This is a genomic window from Dietzia aurantiaca (assembly GCF_021033825.1).
GTDB lineage: Bacteria > Actinomycetota > Actinomycetes > Mycobacteriales > Mycobacteriaceae > Dietzia > Dietzia aurantiaca.
On record NZ_JAIFXZ010000022.1, the window covers coordinates 33,926 to 51,257 of the forward strand.

The window sequence follows — 17,332 nt, forward strand, 5'->3', positions numbered from 1 at the left end:
AGTGGGATAATTCCTCCCATGAGCACCGACCCCGCCGGGACCGACGATCCCCTGTCCGAGGCCGAGATCCAGGAGCTACGCCTGGAGATCGATCGCCTCGACGCCCTGATCCTCGACTCGATCCAGCGCCGCAGCGAGATCTCCAGGCGCATCGGCCGCACCCGGATGCAGTCGGGCGGCACCAAGCTCGTCCACACGCGCGAACTCAAGGTCTACCAGCGCTTCTCTGCTCTCGGCCAGGAGGGTCAGACTCTCGCGGGGATGCTGCTGCGGCTGGGCCGCGGCCGGCTCGGCCAGTAGCCGGCGCCGGCCCGCGGAACGGCCCGGCCCTCGATCAGGCCGGCCCGCGCCGCCCGGCCGTCGAGGCGAACCCGAGCCACGTGTGGTGGTTGCCCGCCCAGCACCAGCCGACTTTGGGCGCGCCCTTGTTCTCCCGCCCGTCGCGCCCGGTCCCGCCGCTGATCCACAGCGCGGGGGTCCGCGAGTCGAGGCCTCCGGCGGCCTTGCGCTTGCGGGAGCCGATGCACATGAAGCACGCGCCGGGCTCGAGTGTCCCGGGTTGCTGGAGCAGCCAGCTGACGCCCTCGGAGATGGTCAACGGCGTGCGGCCGCGCGCGGTCAGTTCGGGATGCGCGTCAGCCGGGGTCCACCCGAGCATGTCGTCGCCTCGGGTCACGTCGTCGACGAGGTAGAGCGGGGCGTCGGGCAGGGCGATGTCGTCCGTGGGGGTGAAGTCCGCCAGGTCCGACATGTCGACGACGACGAAGCCCGCCTTCCCCTCACGGCGCATGAGTTCGGCGAGCCGGGCGGTCGGAACGAGCGACGGATGGACGGCCAGCACCGTCCGCGCCGCCCGGCCGTCCTGATCGGACCGGTCGCCGGCGTCGAGCAGTCCCGCCGCGTGGGCCCGCAGTTGATCGTCGGAGAGCCCGGCCAGCGTCGGGACGCCCAACTCGATGAGTCTCTCGGTCTGGCCGGTGATCGTGAGAGGGGACGGGGAGACGGCGGGATGAACTATGGGGGGCACGTCTGTGGAACGAGCGGTACGAGGGTGGTATTCCCGACTAGCCTCAGACGTATGACGGACATCAGCACGACCGATCAGTGGACAGCTGTAGAGGAACTCGTCGCCTCCATCGGTGAGGTGTCACTGCGGGAGCTGTTCGCCGAGGATCCGGAGCGTGGTCGCCGGCTGTCGATCACTGCGGGTGACCTGCACATCGATCTGTCCAAGAACCTGGTCACCGACGAGATCCTCACCGCCCTGACGGAGTTGGCCGACGTCGCCCGGTTGCCGGCGCAGCGAGCCGCGATGTTCCGGGGGGACCACATCAACACGACCGAGGACAGGGCGGTCCTGCATACCGCGCTCCGGCTCCCGGCCGGGGCCGACCTCGTCGTCGACGGCCGGGACGTGGTCTCGGACGTCCACGCGGTCCTCGACCGCATGGCCGCCTTCGCCGGTCGCGTGCGCTCCGGCGACTGGCGCGGCCACACCGGCCAGCGCATCGACACGGTCATCAACATCGGCATCGGCGGCTCCGACCTGGGCCCGGTGATGGTCGACAAGGCCCTGCGGCACCTCCAGACCGACGGCATCCGTGCCCACTACGTCTCGAACGTCGACCCGGCCGACCTGTCGGCGACCCTCGCCGTGGTGGACCCCGCCACCACCCTGGTCGTGGTGGCCTCCAAGACCTTCACCACCCAGGAGACCATGGCCAACGCGCACGCCGCGCGGCGGCACTTCGTCGAGGCGCTGGGGTCGGAGGACGCGATCGCCTCGCACTTCGTCGCCGTCTCGACCGCCGCCGACGAGGTCGCGGCGTTCGGGATCGACGCGGGCCACATGTTCGAGTTCTGGGACTGGGTCGGCGGACGATACTCGGTATCGTCAGCGATCGGGCTGTCGGTGATGCTCACGGCGGGGGCGCCGGCGTTCATCGAGCTCCTCGAGGGTTTCCACACCATGGACCTGCATTTCGCCACCGAGGCGCCCGAGCACAACGCGCCGGTCCTCATGGCCCTGCTCGGTATCTGGTACACGTGCTTCCTCGGCGCGCAGTCCAAGGCCGTCATCCCCTACGTGCAGGACCTGGCGCGGTTCCCGGCGTACCTCCAGCAGCTCACCATGGAGTCGCTGGGCAAGTCCGTCCGGCTCGACGGCTCGGACGTGTCGTACCCGACCGGCGAGGTCTACTGGGGCGAGGCGGGCACCAACGGGCAGCACGCCTTCTTCCAGCTGCTGCACCAGGGGACCCAGCTCGTGCCCGTGGACTTCATCGGGGTCGCGATTCCGAGTGAGGATCTGGACGCCTATCCGTCCGGCAGGTCGGGACCGGTCTCGATGCATGACCTGCTGATGGCCAACATGTTCGCGCAGGCACGTGTCCTGGCCTTCGGCAAGACGGAAGAGGAGGCTCTCGCAGACGGCGTCGATCCCACGCTGGCACCGCACAAGGTCATGCCCGGCAACCGGCCCAGCACCACGATCCTCGCGCCGTCGCTCTCCCCCGGCGTCGTGGGTCAGCTCATCGCCCTGTACGAGCACATGGTGTTCTCGCAGGCGGCGATCCTGGGCATCAACGCGTTCGACCAGTGGGGCGTCGAGCTCGGCAAGGAGCAGGCCGGGACGCTGCTGACGGCGTTGACCGCCGAATCACACCCGGACCCGGCATTCGACTCGTCCACGGACTCCCTGGTGGAGATCTATCGCGAGGCGCGCGGGCGACGCTAGGCCGGCGGCCCTCCTCGGCGGCGCCCAGCGCCCGGCGCCCGGCGCCGGGGGTACGCCGTTCTGACAGGCGGCGCGGCGCGGGCCGGTCAGACGAAGCGGCGGCTGATCTTCTCAGGAAGTGCTGTCAGCAGCGGGCCGAGTGCCTTCCACGGCTTGGCCGGCACGAGTGCGCGGACCGGCTCGGCGTCGATGGTCTCGACCAGAGCGTCCACCCCCTCGTCGAACTCGGTCATGAGAGCGGTCTTGACCGAACGGTTGATGTCGGTACGGATGTACCCGGGCAGGATGTCGGACACCGTGATGTGGCTTCCCGCGCTGTCGAGCTCGGCGTACAACCCCTGGGCGAGCGACGACACGAAGGCCTTGGACGCCCCGTAGGTGTTCTGCGCCTTGGGCATCCCCCGGAGGGCGCTCACCGACGAGATGAACACCAGGTGCCCCTCGCCGCGCTGCCGCAACAGCGCCGTGGCCGCCTCGGCCTGGTTGAGCGTGCCGACCACGTTGACCATGGCGGTCTCGCGGTTCGCGTGGGCCTTGCCCGTCCCGATGGACGCCCCTTTGCCCAGGCCGGCGTTGAGGACGAACCGGTCGATGCCACCCAACTCGTCGTCGAGCTCACCGAAGACCCGCTCGACGGCGTCGCCGCCGACCACGTCCAGCTCCCGCACCGCCACGCGGATCGCCGGATTCGCCGCGACCAACTCGGCACGCAGCTCCTCCAGACGGTCCAGGCGCCGAGCGCACAGAGCGAGGTTCTTGCCCCGGGCGGCCCATCGGCGGGCCATGCCCTCGCCGAGTCCGGAACTGGCTCCGGTGATCAGGATGGTGGTGCGATCGGTCACGTGTTCTCCTCCGTCGGGTCAGCGCCCAGTGTGGCACGGCGGGGCTGGCACGACGGACAGCTGTACGCGATGCGATCCAGCGAGTCGGACGGCTCGGCGGGATCCGCGCGACCTCCCAGTCGGTACGTCTCCACGAGCGTCCCGCACCGCCTGCACGGCCGGCCGTCGCGCCCGTACACCCACAGCTCGCGGCCGCGCCTGGTGTCGCCGGTGGTGACCCGGAGCGTGCGATCGGCGTTGGCGACGAGCATCCGCCGCGCGAGGGTGACGACGGCGGGCAGATCCGGCACGGCCCCGACGGGGTCGCGTGGATCGATGCCGCGGAGGAAGCACAACTCGGCGCGGTAGATCGTGCCGATGCCGGCGAGATTGTGCTGGTCGAGCAGCGCCTCGCCGACGGTCCGCGTGGGCCGCTCCTCCAGCCGCCGCACGACCTCGGCGGTGCTCGCGCGCGGATCCCAGTCGTCGCCGAGGAGGTCGGGGCCGAGGTGCGCGATGGCCTCGTCCGCCTCGTCGGGGGTCAACGCACGGAGGAACCCGAGCTCGGTGCCGACCACCTCCACGTCCCCGGCGCGCAGGACGAGCCGGGCGGTGTGTGTGGGGAACCGCCACCGCTCGCCTGCGCGGAGCACGAGCACGCGCCCTTCCATCTTGAGGTGGATGTGGAGGGTCACGGGGTCGCGGCCGGACCGGTCGGGGCCGACGACGACGAAGAGGTGCTTACCCCGGGACCGGACCTCCTGCACGGTGCGGCCGGCCAGATCCATCGCCGCGAATCGCGGTACCCGGAGCTCGGCCCGATCCAGGGTGCGGCCGGCCAGCGCCCGGTGGGCCCCTGCGGCCGCCCGGTGGACGGTGTCGCCTTCAGGCACCGCTCACCAACCCGGCCGACCGCAGGCCACGGCGCCCCGGGCCTCGACCTGAACCGTCACATGCGCGAGACCGTGCCTGTCCCGGAGGATCCGTTGAGCCGACTCGAGCATCCGGGCATGGTCAGCGCCCACGTCCACGACGAGGTGGACGGTGGCGACGTCCATGCCGGAGGTCAGGGTCCACAGGTGGAGGTCGTGGACCTCGACGACGCCGTCGAGGTGGCGGAGGTCGGCATCCACCGCCGCTGGGTCCACGCCGTCCGGGGCGTGTTGCGCGAGCACCGCCAACACCTGCCGACCGAGTGCCACCGCCCGGACGACGATGAACACGGCGATCGCGACCGCCACGACCAGATCCCAGACCGGCGACCCGGTGATCCGGATGAGGATCGCCGCGGCGATCACCCCGACGGACCCCGCCGCATCCGCCAGCACCTCGAGGTAGGCGCCGCGCACGGCCAGACTCTCGGACTGGCCGCTGCGCAGGAGGAAGAGCGAGATGAGGTTGACGACCAGCCCCAGCACGCCGACGAGCAGCATGGTGCCCGTCGCGACGGAGGCTTCCGAGCCGATCCTTCCGACGGCCTCGACCAGCACGTACACGCCCATCCCCAGCATGATGAGCACCGCCAACCCGGACGCGAAGATCTCGACACGGTAATGGCCGAAGGTGCGCCGACCCGTCGAGTCGGGGCGCGCCGCGATGACCGTGGCCACGAGTGCGGCACCCAACGCCACCACGTCGGCACCCATGTGTCCGGCGTCGGAGAGCAGGGCCAACGACCCGGAAACCAGACCCGCGACCAACTCGACCACGAAGAACGTGGCGGTCAGGACGAACGCCAGTCCCAAACGCGCCCGGTGGCGGGCCCCGGCATGTCCGGTTCCGTGTGCATGTCCTGCGCCCATGTCGACCACCTCCTCAGTCCTGGAAACCAGGGAACATATGCATCAATGCGCATACTCTAACGCATGTGGTGGGCGTCCCGCCATGGCGGAGGTCACCGCCGGATGCGCAGCCCCTTGGGGGTGATGCCGAATCCGGCCGACTGAAAGGCCGCCGCATAGGGCGAGACGTGCACCGTGTCACCGCCGAGGGTCGTGATGGTCAGCTGGCCCACTGCCCCGGAACCGACCGAGGCGGCCAGCGCTGTAGCCGCGAGGGGGACCGCGTCGTCGCGGTCGTCGAACACGAGTACCGTTCGACCGCCGCGCTCGACGAACAACACGCACAGGCCGTCGACCAGCACCACGAGCGCGCCCGCCTTCCGGCCCGGCCTGTGACGGGCGGCGGTGGCGGTGGCGGTCCCGGGGTCGGCCCCGGCAGTCGCGCTCACAACGGCGGGCCACGGCAGCGCGGCGCCGTAGGGATTCGCGGGGTCCGTCGCGGCCAACACCCGGACGGCCGGTGCGTCGGTTCCCGAGGGCCAGGTGGTGTCGTCGGCGGTGTCGTCGAGTGTGCGCAGTCGGTCGACGGTATTGCCGGCGGCGAACTGGGCGGCGCCGAGCCCCTCGACGAAGTATCCGCGCCGGCACCGGCCGGCGTCCTCCATCTGCGCGAGCACCTTGTAGACGGCCGCGAACCCGCCCGGGATCTCCTCCGCTTCGACCGCGCCACGGGTCACCACGCCGTGCCGTGCCAGAAGTGTCTCGGCCCACGCGTGGGCCCGCAGGGTGGCGTCGGTGACCGGCTCGGGGACGAGTGACCATCGCCCGGCCAGCGCGGGTGGGGTGCGCATGCCCGCGGACATCCCTCCGGACAGCTGTGCCATCGAGGTCCGGCCCAGCCGAGCCCGACGTGGCCGGGCCGCCGATCGTGACGCACGGTGCGCGGTGCCCGTGCCCGACGGTCCACCGCCGGCCAGCACGGCACGCAGCGGCGCCAGGGTGTCGTTGGTGACCACGCCGTCCCACACCAGGTCCCACAGCGCATCGCGGACGGCCCCCTCGGTCACGGCGACGTCTGTCACCGCGCCCTCGATCGCCGGCCCCTCGGTCGTCGCCGCCCCGCCCTCCTCGTTCGGGGCCCCGGCGGGCGGTGCCGCCGGGTTCTTGACCGCGGCGACAACATCCCGGAAGAAGAGCGCCCCGCCCTGCAGTGCATCGACGACCGCGAGGTGCACCGCCCCTTCCGGCTGAGGTCGGTCCAGAGGCAGAGTGACGCCGGCGGTGTCCGTCGGATGCAGCGAGACCCAGCCGTCGCGGGTGCCCGCCCGACCGCGCCCGCACCAGATGATCTCGCCTCCGGCCAGGAGCTCATCGAGCATCGCCGGAGAATAGTCGCGCACCCGGCGGGCCAGGATCAACGGCTCCAGCGCCGATGCGGGGACGGCCACGCCCTCGAGCTGTTCGATCACCGCGAGTACGCCGTCGACCCCCGACTCGCTGCCCGAGTCGACGTCCGCGCCCGCGTCGGCTCCGCCGCCCGCGCCCATCCCCTGCCAGCCGGGCAGGAACCGGCCCAGCGTCGAGTGGGAGACCGGCTCGATCTGACTCCGCAGCGCCGCCAGGGAGCGACGGCGAACGTGGCGGAGTACCTCGGTGTCGCACCACTCGGGCCCCGATGCACCCGGCCGGAACTCGCCGGCGAGCAGATCGCCGGAGGCCGTCAGGCGATCGAGCACCCCGCGGGCCACGGCCACGCCAAGGCCGAAACGTCCGGCCACCGCATCAGCCGTGAACGGGCCGTGGGTACGCGCATAGCGGCGCACGAGTTCGCCGAGCGGATCCTCGACGTCACCGAGGAACGCCGAGAGGACCCCGGGCGGCGGGGGTACACCGAGGCCGTCGCGGAGGCGGGCCACGTCCTCCACCCCCGCCCACCACGTGCGCCCCGCATGCTCGACGGTCACAGCGCGCCCGGCGGAGGCCAGCGTGTCGATCCAGCCGGGCACGGCGCCCGCGTCCGTCGACCGTGCGGCGATCTCGTCGACGGTGAGAGGGCCGAGCAACCTCAGCAGATCCGCCACCGCCTCGGCGTCCCGCGCGGCCCGCGCGGGCTCGAGATGCTGCAGTCTGCGTTCGACCGCGTCCAGGACCTCCTCGTCGAGCAGTTCCCGCAACTCGACGCGACCGAGCAGTTGGCCGAGCAGCGTGAGATCGATACTCAGCGCTGCGGCCCGCTTCTCGGCCAGCGGGGAGTCGCCCTCGTAGACGAACGCCCCGACGTAGTCGAAGAGCAGGGACTGCGCGAACGGCGACGCCGACGGGGTATCCACCTCGACGATCCGGACGGTCCGAGACGCGATCTCACCGAGCAGCTGCTCCAGCGCCGGCACATCGTAGACGTCCTGCAGGCACTCCCGGACCGCCTCGAGGATCATCGGGAAATCCGGGAACCGGCGGGCCACGTCGAGCAGCTGCGCCGACTTCTGACGCTGCTGCCACAGCGGCGCCCGCCGCACCGGGTCCAGCCTCGGGAACAGCAGGGCGCGGGCCGAGCATTCGCGGAACCGCGAGGCGAACAGCGCCGACCCCCCGACATGCCGCGTCACGAGATCGACCGCCTCCTCGGCGTCGATCGCGAACGTCTCCGCCCCGGGGCGGGCGCCCACCTCGTCGTCGTCACCCATGTCCGGGACCCGCAGGATGATGCCGTCATCGGACACCACCGGTACGGCGTCGAACCCGTGCGCGGCGGACAGCCGCGCACGTACCGCCTCCGCCCACGGCCAGTGCACCCGCGCGCCGAACGGCGAGTGCAGCACCACGCGCCAGTCCCCCACCTCGTCGCGGAAGCGCTCGACCACCAGCGTCGTGTCACTCGGGACGTGCCCGGTGGACTCCCGCTGCTCGGCGAGGTAGCGGCGCAGGTTGGTGGCCGCATTGATGTCCAGCCCCGCGGCGGACAGTCGAGCGGTGACCGCGGAGTCGTCGCCACCGGCGACCTCCCGCAGGAACCCACCCAACGCGCGCCCGAGCTCGGCGGGGCGCCCCTGGTCGTCCCCGAGCCAGAACGGCAGCCGGCCGGTCCCGCCCGGCGCCGGGGAGACCAGCACGCGGTCGTGGGTGATCTCCTCGACCCGCCAGCTGGAGGCGCCGAGCGCGAACACATCACCCACCCGCGACTCGTAGACCATCTCCTCGTCCAGCTCGCCGACGCGGGCGGCCTTCTCCCCCACCATGAACACGCCGAACAGACCGCGATCCGGGATGGTCCCGCCGGAGGTGACCGCCAGGCGCTGGGCTCCGGGCCGCCCGGTGAGCGTCCCCGCGTCGCGGTCCCAGACCAGCCGCGGCCGCAGCTCGGCGAAGTCCGCGGACGGGTACTTGCCGGCCAGCATGTCCAGGGTCGCCTCGAACGCCGACCGCGGCAGGCCCGCGAACGGTGCGGTCCGGCGCACGGCGGAGAACCACTCCTCGACGTCTATCGACTCGAGGGCGCACGCGGCCACGGTCTGCTGCGCCAACACGTCCAGCGGATTGGCGATGACCGACAGTTCCTCGATGGCGCCGGCCAGCATCCGCTCGACCGTCACCGCGCTGTGGACCAGGTCCGCACGGTGTTTGGGGAACACGGCGGCGCGGGAGACCTCACCCACCTGGTGTCCCGCGCGCCCGATGCGCTGCAGCCCCGACGCCACCGACGGCGGCGACTCGACCTGCACCACCAGGTCCACCGCGCCCATGTCGATACCCAGTTCCAGCGACGACGTGGCCACCACCGCGCGCAGCCGCCCCGACTTGAGGGCGTCCTCGATCATCGCGCGGCGCTCCTTGGACACCGACCCGTGGTGCGCCATCGCCAGTTCCGGCGGCGCACCGCGCGTGACCTCGGAGGGCACCATGATCTGCGCCGGCGGCCGCGCGGGTGGTTCCGGCAGCGATCCCGGGTCCGTGTCCTCGGCGTGGATCTCGTTGAGCCGCGCCGTGAGCCGCTCCGCCAGGCGCCGGGAGTTGACGAACACGATCGTCGAACGGTGCGCGGTGACCAGATCCACCACCTGCCGCTCGACATGCGGCCAGATCGACCCCTGACCCGCGGTGCCGGGTGGTGCGGTGACCTCCGGCGCGGCTGCGGACAGGTCCGTCATGTCCTCGACCGGTACACGCACGGTGAGTTCGAAGCGCTTGTCCGACCTCGGCGCGACGACGGTCACCGGCCGCTCTCCGGCGAGGAAGCGCGCGACCTCCTCGTGTGGGCGCACCGTGGCGGACAGCCCCACGCGCTGTGCGGGCGTCTGAAGCAGCTCGTCGAGCCGCTCCAGGCTCAGCGCCAGATGGGCGCCACGCTTAGTCCCGGCCACCGCGTGGATCTCGTCGATGATCACCGTGTCGACCCCTGTCAGGGTCTCGCGGGCGGCCGAGGTGAGCAGCAGGAACAGTGATTCCGGCGTGGTGACCAGCACGTGCGGCGGCCGGGTGCGCTGGCGGCGACGCTCCTCGGGCGGGGTGTCCCCGGTCCGGATCCCGACGGTGATTCCGGCGGTCTCGACGCCTTGTGCGGCGGCCTCGCGGGCGATCCCCGCGAGCGGGGCGCGGAGGTTGCGCTCCACGTCCACCGCGAGGGCCTTCAGCGGCGAGATGTACAGGACGCGCGTGCCGGACGGGCGCCCGTCCCCCGCCGCGTCCGCACCGAGCAACAACCGGTCCAGCGCGGCGAGGAACGCCGAGAGGGTCTTCCCGGAACCGGTGGGAGCGACGACGAGCGTGTGCGAACCACCGCCGAGCGCGGACCACGCCCCCTCCTGCGCGGGGGTGGGCGCGCCGAACACGCCCCGGAACCACGAGGCGGTGGCCGGGTGGAACCGGTCCAGTACGTCGGACATGAACTCATGATGGCGTACGACTACGACACGGGCCTGCCGGCCGCCCTGCTCCGTAGAGTGTGGGCATGCGCGATCTGGACGACAACGACCTCGCCTACTACCTCGCCACCGGTATCGGGGACATCGTCCGGGGCACCCGTGCCGGCGGCCTGTTGCACGGTCGCTCGCTCGCGCGGGTCGCCAACGAGGTCGCCCAGTGCTGGACCGACGAGGTGCTGTCCGTGCACCGACCGGACGACGGCACGCTCTCCGAGGGCGTATCCGATGATCGGTCCCGCCTCGACAAGTCCCGCGTGTGGATCATCGACGTGGTCGACGGGACCAAGGAGTTCTCCACCGGCCGCGCTGACTGGTCGGTGCACGTCGCGCTGGTCGTGGACGGCCAACCGACCCTCGGTTCCGTGGGTCTGCCCGACGGCCGCCGTGTGTTCCGCTCCGACGTGGTCGACCACGTCGACGGCCCCCGGTCCGGAAACATGGTGATCAGCCGGAACAACCCTCCGGCGGGTGTCACCGCGGTCGCCGACTCCCTGGGTCTGACGGTGCGGCCGATGGGGTCGGCCGGCGCCAAGATGTTGTCCGTCCTCCTGGGCGACGCGGACGTCTACCTGCATGCCGGGGGTCAGAACGAGTGGGATCAGGCGGCGCCGGTCGCCGTCGCCCTCGCCTCGGGGCTGCACGCATCCCGCCTCGACGGCACCCCGATCCGGTTCAACAAATCCGACACCTACTCGCCCGACATCCTCGTGTGCCGTCCGGACATGACCGAACAGGTCCTCGCGGCCGCCGCCTCGATGCAGCCCTGAACCGCCGCCCCGAGCAGGTGGCGACAGTGCAGGTCGTGGCCGGATCAGTAGACTGCCCCTCATGACCGTCCCCACCCCGTACGAGGATCTGCTGCGCCTGGTCCTGGAACAGGGAACCCCCAAGTCCGACCGCACGGGCACGGGTACCCGCAGCCTGTTCGGACATCAGCTGCGCTACGACCTCACGCAAGGCTTCCCCCTCATCACCACAAAGCGCGTCCACTTCAAGTCGGTCGCGTATGAACTCCTGTGGTTCCTGCGTGGTGACTCCAACGTCGGCTTCCTGCGGGACAACGGCGTGAGCATCTGGGACGAGTGGGCGGACGCCGAGGGCGATCTCGGCCCGGTCTACGGCGTGCAGTGGCGCTCCTGGCCCACCCCGGACGGGAAGCACATCGACCAGATCACCTCGGCCGTCGACCTCCTGCGCACGGACCCGGACTCGCGGCGCAACATCGTGTCGGCGTGGAACGTCAGCGAGCTCGCGAACATGGCACTGCCGCCGTGCCACCTGCTGTTCCAGTTCTATGTGGCCGACGGCAGGTTGAGCTGCCAGCTCTACCAGCGCAGCGCCGACCTGTTCCTCGGCGTGCCGTTCAACATCGCGTCCTACTCCCTGCTGACCCACATGGTCGCGCAGCAGGTGGGACTCGAGGTCGGCGAGTTCATCTGGACGGGCGGCGACTGTCACATCTATGACAATCACGTCGAGCAGGTCCGCACGCAGCTCTCGCGCGACCCGCTGCCCTACCCGCAGCTCGTCCTGCGCAAGGCGGACTCGATCCTCGACTACCGCTTCGAGAACTTCGAGGTGGTGGGCTACGAGCACCATCCGGGTATCAAGGCCCCGGTCGCGGTCTGACCGCGGCCGCAGCGGGGAGCGACGCGACATGACGGTGCGGATGGTGTGGGCGCAGGCCCGCGGCGGGGTGATCGGCGACGGCCGCGATATGCCGTGGCACATTCCCGAGGACCTGGCCTTCTTCAAGCAGGCCACGCTCGGCCGGCCGGTGGTGATGGGCCGCGCCACGTGGGATTCGCTGCCGGAGCGCTTCCGTCCGCTGCCCGGCCGCCGGAACATCGTGTGCACGCGGGACCCCGCGTGGTCGGCCGAGGGGGCCGAGCGGGCGGGGTCGGTGTCCGAGGCACTGGAGATGGCCGGTCCCGACGCCGCCGTGATGGGCGGCGGCCAGGTCTACGCCGCCGCGCTCGGCTCGGCCGACGAGTGCCTGGTCACCGAGATCGATGCCGACGCCCCCGGCTCCGTACTAGCGCCCGACCTGACCGGCGCGCAGGGCCACAGCGCGTGGGAGCAGGTCGAGGTGGGCGAGTGGGTCACCGATCCACGTAACCGCGTCGACGGGTACGACGACGACAACGCCGAGAACCCCATCCGGCATCGACATACGGTGTGGCGCCGCCAGCGGTCCTGACCCGGCCGTGCGCTAGAACCACTTCCACGCCTTGGGGATTTTCTCCCCCGCGGCGAGGATCTTGATCTTCACCCCTGCCATGAAACCGTTGATCTCGAAATCGAGATGCGGACCACCGTGGATCTCGTATTTGCCCTCATCGATCTTGAGCTCCGACCAGGTGCGGTTACCGGTGATCGAGACCGACACCCCCGGCGGGAGCAGGATCTTCGCGTTGGCACCCCACAGATCCAGTTGGACGTGGGTGCGCGGCCGATCCACGACCGCCTCGCGGGCGTCGAGGTAGATCTCCCCCATCCATGAGGTGAGCCGGTAGTCGTCAGGCAGGAGCCACCGCCCCTCACGCTTGAGGGTGTCGAACACCGAGGTCTTCTTCTTGCTCTCGTCGACGGTGATCGCCGAACCCGGCCGCGTCGCCGGGGGTTGTGTGGACGCGGTGCGCGCCGGAGGCTGCAGGCCGTCGGGGTAGCCCGGCTCGGCGGGCAGGCCGCTGAGCGCGACGTCGAGTTCAGCGGGGCAGGTCGCGGCCCAGATCTTGGCCGCACGGTCCGAGAATTCCGAGAGCGAGAGTTCCCCGCGTCCCACCATCGCCTCGAGGCGGCGCTGCGCCACCGTCCGCGGGTCATGAAAGGAGTCGTCGTGCGCGCGTGAGGTCATGCCCCGACAATAGTGGTGTGATCCGATACCGCGCGTGCGGACACAGGTCAGCCGGTCGGCCGGACCGTCAGGCGAGAGAGAGGAAGAGTTTCTCCAGCTCGTCGAGGGTGACGCCGTTCTCGTCCGGCTCGCCCTCACGGATGACGCACTCCTGGATGTTCTCGCTGATGATCTTGAATCCAGCACGGTCGAGCGCCTTGGACACCGCGGCGAGCTGGGTGACGATGTCCTTGCAGGACTTCTCCTGTTCCACCATGTCGATCACAGCGTTGAGCTGGCCGCGTGCACGCCGCAGTCTGTTGAGTACCTGCTGTCGGGGATCGAGCGTCGCCATTTTCGCACCTCTTCGGAAATTCCGGGCGGCACGGGATCGCCGCCGGTCTCGGGTCGGAGCCGGCGGAGACGCGAGACCCCCGTGGGCCCACCGGCAGGACCAGTGTACCCACGGGGGTATATCTGCGCGACCAGCGCGAGAGGTGTCGCCCGGCCCGGACGGGCCGGTCGCCGGGTCAGTCGTCGTGGACGATGATGCCGCGGACCATCCCGTCGCCGCCGGCCTCCATCATCTCGTAGCCCTCGTTGACCTGGTCGAGGGTGAAGCGGTGGGTGACGAGCTCGTCCAACTTGATCTGCTTCTCGTCCCACAGCCTCAGGAGGTTGGGGATGTCGTAGAACGCGTTGGCGGAGCCGAACAGCGAGCCCTTGATGACCTTCTCGTACTGGGAGACGAACAGGCCGGTCAGGTTGATGGACTGGTTGTCGAGTCCACCCATCGACGTGAGGACCACGACGCCACGCTTGCCCACCATGTCGACGGCGTCGGAGGTGACCTTGGCATCGGCGACACCGATCGTGATGATGGCCTTCTCCGCCATGAGGCCCCACGTCAGGCCGGGGAGCTCGGCCTTGGCCTCGTCCGCGTCGGTGTAGAAATGGGTGGCCCCGAACTCCATCGCCTTGGCCCGCTTCGACTCGTCGGTGTCGATGGCGATGATGAAGCGCGCGCCGGCGTGCTTGGCGCCCTGCACGGCATTGATACCGATGCCGCCGATCCCGAACACGACGACCGTGTCGCCGGCCTTGACCTCGGCCGAGTAGACGGACGAACCCCAGCCCGTGGTGACGCCACAGCCGACCAGGGCGGCCACCTCGAAGGGGATCCAGTCCTGGATCTTGACCACCGAGTTCATATTGGCCACGGTGTACTGCGAGAACGTGCCGAGGGTACACATGGCACCAGCGGTCTCACCGTTGTCGAGTGCGAACGGGTAGCGACCGTCGGCCATCACGCCGAAGGTGCCGTTGAGGCCGCCGTCGCACAGGTTGGACATGCCGCGCGCGCAGGCGGGGCACTTGCCACAGGCGGGGATGAAGGACCCCACGACATGGTCGCCGGGCTGGACGTGGGTGACGCCCTCGCCCACGGCCTCGACCACGCCGGCGCCCTCGTGGCCCACGACGATCGGGAGCCGGCCGGGCAGGTCACCGGTACGCATGTGCAGGTCGGAGTGGCACAGGCCGGCGACCTTCCACTTGACGAGCACCTCGCCGTAGTGGGGGCCGTCGAGTTCGGCCTCGACGATCTCGAACGGCTTGCCCAGCTCGCGGGCGATGACAGCCTTGGTCTTCATGCGGCTCCCTTTCGGACCTGCCGGATATCCCCCCGGCACTGAAACGTGTTCTCGTCACGATAACCCCTAATCGGCACGGAGTGTCATGCTTCCTAGAACACGTTCCAGCGCTCGGCGGAACAGCCGTGGTCAGACCTCGGTGAGCCCCTCGCGAGTGGTCGGCGGCCGGATCAGGGCTGTGCGTCGCCCTGCTGGGCCTGGGCCTCTTCGACGGCCGTGCGGACCTCGTCCATATCCAGCCCCTTGATCTGGGCGACGAGATCGTCGAGCGCCTGCTCCGGGATGGCGCCGGAGTGGCGGAACACGGCGATGCCCTCACGGAACGCCATGAGCGTGGGGATCGACTGGATCTGCAGCATCGCACCGAGCTGCTGCTCGGCGTCGGTGTCGACCTTGGCGAAGGTGATCTCCGGGTTCTTGCCCGACACCTTCTCGTACACCGGCCCGAACGCCTTGCACGGGCCGCACCACTCTGCCCAGAAGTCCACCAGGACGATGTCGTTCTCGGTGACGGTCTGCTCGAACTCGGCGGTCGTGATGTCGACGGTGGTCATGGGAATGCCTCCTTGCGGGACGGGGCGACTCTCGTCCCGTCATGCCGTGGCCGCCAGCCTACGGACAGCCCGCGTCCGCGACGACCTTCCGGCGCTGACAGTCCCAACACCGCCCGTTCGGGGTTATTCCCCGGGCGCACCCACGATCTCGGTGAGGAACCACTCGAGCTGGTCGAGGAACACCGCGTTGTCGTCTCCGGCCACCATGTGGCCCGCCTCGGGGACCTCCATCGTGTAGGCGTGCGGGAGCAACTCGAGCAGGTGCCGGACCGTGTCGTCGCTGACGATGTCGGAGGCGGAGCCACGGATGAGAAGGGTCGGCTGCTGGATCTTCGGCACGAGGGTCTCGAAGAAGGCGTTGCCGATCTCGGCGTTGTCCGCGGAGGCGTTGCCGGCGAACCGCGGGTCCCAGTGCCAGTGCCAACGCCCGTCCTCGCGGAGCCGGAGGTTCTTGCGCAGGCCGTCGGTGTTGGGCGGGCGCTTGCGGTGCGGTTGGTACGCGGCGATCGCATCGGCCGCCTCGTCGAGGCTGGCGAAACCGTCGAAGCCGGAGCGCATGAACTCCCCGATCCGCTGGACGCCGGCCGCCTCGATCCTCGGGGTGACGTCGACGAGCACCAGGGCCCTCGCGACGTCGGCGCCGGAACCGAGCGACAGCATGGCCGTCATCCCTCCGAGCGAGGCCCCGACGATGACCGGTCGCCGTGCGACGAACCGGTCGGCGATGATCGCCTCGAGGTCCTCGGCCATGCGGTGGATGTCGTAGTCGCCCTCGGGGTCCCAGTCGCTGTCGCCGTGACCGCGCGCGTCCATCGCGGTGACCCGGTAGCCCTCCCCGGCCAGCCGCCGGGCCGCCCGCGCCCAGGCGTGGCGGGTCTGTGCGCCGCCGTGGAGCATGAGGATGTCGTCGATCGCGGCGCCGTCGGGCGCGGCCGGCTCCCAGACCTCGCCGACCAGCGTCACCCCGGCGTCTCGGGCGACGGTGAATCTCCGTGGTTCGACCGCCGTGTCGGTACCTGTCATGCGTACGCCTCCCGGTCCGCTGCCCACCCCGTCGGTGGAACGTGTTCCACTCAAGAGTTCTACCACGGCCGCTCGGCTGTCAGCCCGGTGGCGAGGGCCTCGGCCACCGCCAGGACCGTGTAGTACGGCCCGCATCGCGGCAGGGTCGGCAGTACCGACGCGTCGGCGACGTAGAGCCCGTCGACGCCCATGACGCGACCGGTGTGATCGACGACCTCACCGATCCGGGCCGACCCGGAGAGGTGTTGGGACGTCGACGGCACCGGCTCCGCCTCCCCCAGCCCGAGCCGGTCGGCGACGATCGCGGCCGCGGCGGACAGCGAAGCGGCGTCCCGCGGATCGTCCGGGAGGAAGACCGTGCCGTCCGCGGCGATCCGGCCGTATCCGAGGGGGTTCATGAGAGCGACCCCCACGCGCAGTGGCATCGGATCGACTCCCGGGATGAGTTGGTGCAGCGGGACGGCGTACGGCCGCACCTCGATCTCGGGCGCCTCGGGCCCGGCCGGTCCGGGCGCCTCGTCGAGTCCGAGGCGGATGACGTGGGAGAGCAGTGGCACCAGGGCGGCATCGCCGGGTCCAGTGCCTCGATGGGCAGTGACTCCGTGATCGAACGACACGTCCGCGGCCACCCCGGCCGGCAGGTCCAGCAGGACCTCCGGATGCTCCTGGACGCGCTCTCCCACCGGGTGCCCCGTCGACTCCCCCAATCCCGAGTTCCGGAGGAGGACGGCTGAACCGATCGTCCCGGCGCACAGGACCACCAGGTCGGTGGCGACCACCTCGCCGGCGGCGTTGTCGTCGTCGCCTCCCCCGGCGCTGTCGCTCGCAGCGGCGAGGACGACGCCGTCGCACCTCCCGCCCACCGCGCCGTCGGCCCAGCTCAGCCGCGCCACGCGCGCCCCGGTCCGCACTCTCACCCCCGCGCCGGGCGGATCCCAGGCGTCGAACGCCGTCACGCGCCGTGCACCCCGGCGCGCCTGGGCGACGGCCGAGACCCGCCCCGGGAACG

16 protein-coding genes are annotated in these 17,332 nt (G+C 70.7%); 5 read left to right on the top strand and 11 right to left on the bottom strand.

Annotated features, from left to right (window positions below; translation table 11 throughout):
* The first annotated feature begins 18 nt into the window (after nucleotides 1-18).
* Complete coding sequence (locus tag K3888_RS16790) at nucleotides 19-300, top strand: chorismate mutase (RefSeq protein WP_230931434.1); 282 nt, start codon at nucleotides 19-21, stop codon at nucleotides 298-300.
* 34 nt (nucleotides 301-334) lie between these two features.
* Here the strand turns inward: K3888_RS16790 and K3888_RS16795 are convergent, their stop codons facing one another.
* The gene (locus K3888_RS16795; protein WP_230931435.1) at nucleotides 335-1,027 is read right to left on the bottom strand and encodes a DUF5701 family protein; all 693 of its coding nucleotides are present in this window, start codon (nucleotides 1,025-1,027) and stop codon (nucleotides 335-337) included.
* Between the two features lie 51 nt (nucleotides 1,028-1,078).
* Between K3888_RS16795 and pgi the strand changes: the two genes are divergently transcribed.
* Nucleotides 1,079-2,737 carry a glucose-6-phosphate isomerase gene (gene pgi / locus K3888_RS16800; protein WP_230931436.1) on the top strand — a complete coding sequence of 553 codons (1,659 nt, stop codon included), beginning with the start codon at nucleotides 1,079-1,081 and terminating at the stop codon, nucleotides 2,735-2,737.
* An 86-nt stretch (nucleotides 2,738-2,823) separates the two neighbouring features.
* On the opposite strand, the gene K3888_RS16805 is transcribed toward pgi, so the two are convergent.
* The 4 genes from K3888_RS16805 to K3888_RS16820 form a co-directional block, all read right to left on the bottom strand.
* Nucleotides 2,824-3,579 (bottom strand): SDR family oxidoreductase, encoded by a 756-nt coding sequence (locus K3888_RS16805; RefSeq protein WP_230931437.1) that lies wholly within the window; start codon nucleotides 3,577-3,579, stop codon nucleotides 2,824-2,826.
* Entirely contained in the window at nucleotides 3,576-4,451 is an 876-nt protein-coding gene (locus K3888_RS16810; RefSeq protein WP_230931438.1) for a DNA-formamidopyrimidine glycosylase family protein, read from the bottom strand. The genes K3888_RS16805 and K3888_RS16810 overlap by 4 nt, the downstream gene beginning before the upstream one ends.
* Before the next feature lie 3 nt (nucleotides 4,452-4,454).
* Complete coding sequence (locus K3888_RS16815) at nucleotides 4,455-5,360, bottom strand: cation diffusion facilitator family transporter (RefSeq protein ID WP_230931439.1); 906 nt, start codon at nucleotides 5,358-5,360, stop codon at nucleotides 4,455-4,457.
* Between the two features lie 92 nt (nucleotides 5,361-5,452).
* Nucleotides 5,453-10,219 carry an ATP-dependent helicase gene (locus K3888_RS16820; RefSeq protein WP_230931440.1) on the bottom strand — a complete coding sequence of 1,589 codons (4,767 nt, stop codon included), beginning with the start codon at nucleotides 10,217-10,219 and terminating at the stop codon, nucleotides 5,453-5,455.
* A 65-nt stretch (nucleotides 10,220-10,284) separates the two neighbouring features.
* Between K3888_RS16820 and K3888_RS16825 the strand changes: the two genes are divergently transcribed.
* The 3 genes from K3888_RS16825 (at nucleotide 10,285) to K3888_RS16835 (ending at nucleotide 12,458) form a co-directional block, all read left to right on the top strand.
* Complete coding sequence (locus tag K3888_RS16825) at nucleotides 10,285-11,025, top strand: 3'(2'),5'-bisphosphate nucleotidase CysQ (RefSeq protein WP_230931441.1); 741 nt, start codon at nucleotides 10,285-10,287, stop codon at nucleotides 11,023-11,025.
* Between the two features lie 61 nt (nucleotides 11,026-11,086).
* Complete coding sequence (locus K3888_RS16830) at nucleotides 11,087-11,887, top strand: thymidylate synthase (RefSeq protein WP_230931442.1); 801 nt, start codon at nucleotides 11,087-11,089, stop codon at nucleotides 11,885-11,887.
* A gap of 28 nt (nucleotides 11,888-11,915) precedes the next feature.
* Complete coding sequence (locus tag K3888_RS16835; protein ID WP_230931443.1) at nucleotides 11,916-12,458, top strand: dihydrofolate reductase; 543 nt, start codon at nucleotides 11,916-11,918, stop codon at nucleotides 12,456-12,458.
* A 12-nt stretch (nucleotides 12,459-12,470) separates the two neighbouring features.
* Here the strand turns inward: K3888_RS16835 and K3888_RS16840 are convergent, their stop codons facing one another.
* The 6 genes from K3888_RS16840 to mftG all read right to left on the bottom strand — a co-directional run.
* A complete protein-coding gene (locus K3888_RS16840; protein WP_230931444.1) occupies nucleotides 12,471-13,115 on the bottom strand; it encodes a DUF1707 SHOCT-like domain-containing protein in 645 nt (214 codons plus the stop codon).
* A 67-nt stretch (nucleotides 13,116-13,182) separates the two neighbouring features.
* Nucleotides 13,183-13,449: a metal-sensitive transcriptional regulator gene (locus K3888_RS16845; protein ID WP_230931445.1), complete on the bottom strand. Its 267-nt coding sequence runs from the start codon at nucleotides 13,447-13,449 to the stop codon at nucleotides 13,183-13,185.
* A gap of 175 nt (nucleotides 13,450-13,624) precedes the next feature.
* Nucleotides 13,625-14,746, bottom strand: a complete 1,122-nt coding sequence (locus K3888_RS16850; RefSeq protein WP_230931446.1) for an NDMA-dependent alcohol dehydrogenase — start codon at nucleotides 14,744-14,746, stop codon at nucleotides 13,625-13,627.
* A gap of 170 nt (nucleotides 14,747-14,916) precedes the next feature.
* A complete protein-coding gene (gene trxA, locus K3888_RS16855) occupies nucleotides 14,917-15,300 on the bottom strand; it encodes a thioredoxin (protein ID WP_230931447.1) in 384 nt (127 codons plus the stop codon).
* A 123-nt stretch (nucleotides 15,301-15,423) separates the two neighbouring features.
* A complete protein-coding gene (locus K3888_RS16860) occupies nucleotides 15,424-16,323 on the bottom strand; it encodes an alpha/beta fold hydrolase (protein ID WP_230931448.1) in 900 nt (299 codons plus the stop codon).
* Nucleotides 16,324-16,382: 59 nt separating this feature from the next.
* Nucleotides 16,383-17,332 (bottom strand): mycofactocin system GMC family oxidoreductase MftG (mftG, locus tag K3888_RS16865; RefSeq protein ID WP_269075317.1); only part of this gene is annotated, 950 nt, incomplete at its 5' end.

What these genes read in the sequence shown, in the direction of transcription:
- K3888_RS16790 (WP_230931434.1), top strand. Translation starts at nt 19, where the DNA reads ATGAGCACCGACCCCGCCGGGACCGACGATCCCCTGTCCGAGGCCGAG.
- pgi (WP_230931436.1), top strand. Translation starts at nt 1,079, where the DNA reads ATGACGGACATCAGCACGACCGATCAGTGGACAGCTGTAGAGGAACTC.
- K3888_RS16815 (WP_230931439.1), bottom strand. Translation starts at nt 5,360, where the DNA reads ATGGGCGCAGGACATGCACACGGAACCGGACATGCCGGGGCCCGCCAC.
- K3888_RS16820 (WP_230931440.1), bottom strand. Translation starts at nt 10,219, where the DNA reads ATGTCCGACGTACTGGACCGGTTCCACCCGGCCACCGCCTCGTGGTTC.
- K3888_RS16825 (WP_230931441.1), top strand. Translation starts at nt 10,285, where the DNA reads ATGCGCGATCTGGACGACAACGACCTCGCCTACTACCTCGCCACCGGT.
- K3888_RS16830 (WP_230931442.1), top strand. Translation starts at nt 11,087, where the DNA reads ATGACCGTCCCCACCCCGTACGAGGATCTGCTGCGCCTGGTCCTGGAA.
- K3888_RS16835 (WP_230931443.1), top strand. Translation starts at nt 11,916, where the DNA reads ATGACGGTGCGGATGGTGTGGGCGCAGGCCCGCGGCGGGGTGATCGGC.
- K3888_RS16840 (WP_230931444.1), bottom strand. Translation starts at nt 13,115, where the DNA reads ATGACCTCACGCGCGCACGACGACTCCTTTCATGACCCGCGGACGGTG.
- K3888_RS16845 (WP_230931445.1), bottom strand. Translation starts at nt 13,449, where the DNA reads ATGGCGACGCTCGATCCCCGACAGCAGGTACTCAACAGACTGCGGCGT.
- K3888_RS16850 (WP_230931446.1), bottom strand. Translation starts at nt 14,746, where the DNA reads ATGAAGACCAAGGCTGTCATCGCCCGCGAGCTGGGCAAGCCGTTCGAG.
- trxA (WP_230931447.1), bottom strand. Translation starts at nt 15,300, where the DNA reads ATGACCACCGTCGACATCACGACCGCCGAGTTCGAGCAGACCGTCACC.
- K3888_RS16860 (WP_230931448.1), bottom strand. Translation starts at nt 16,323, where the DNA reads ATGACAGGTACCGACACGGCGGTCGAACCACGGAGATTCACCGTCGCC.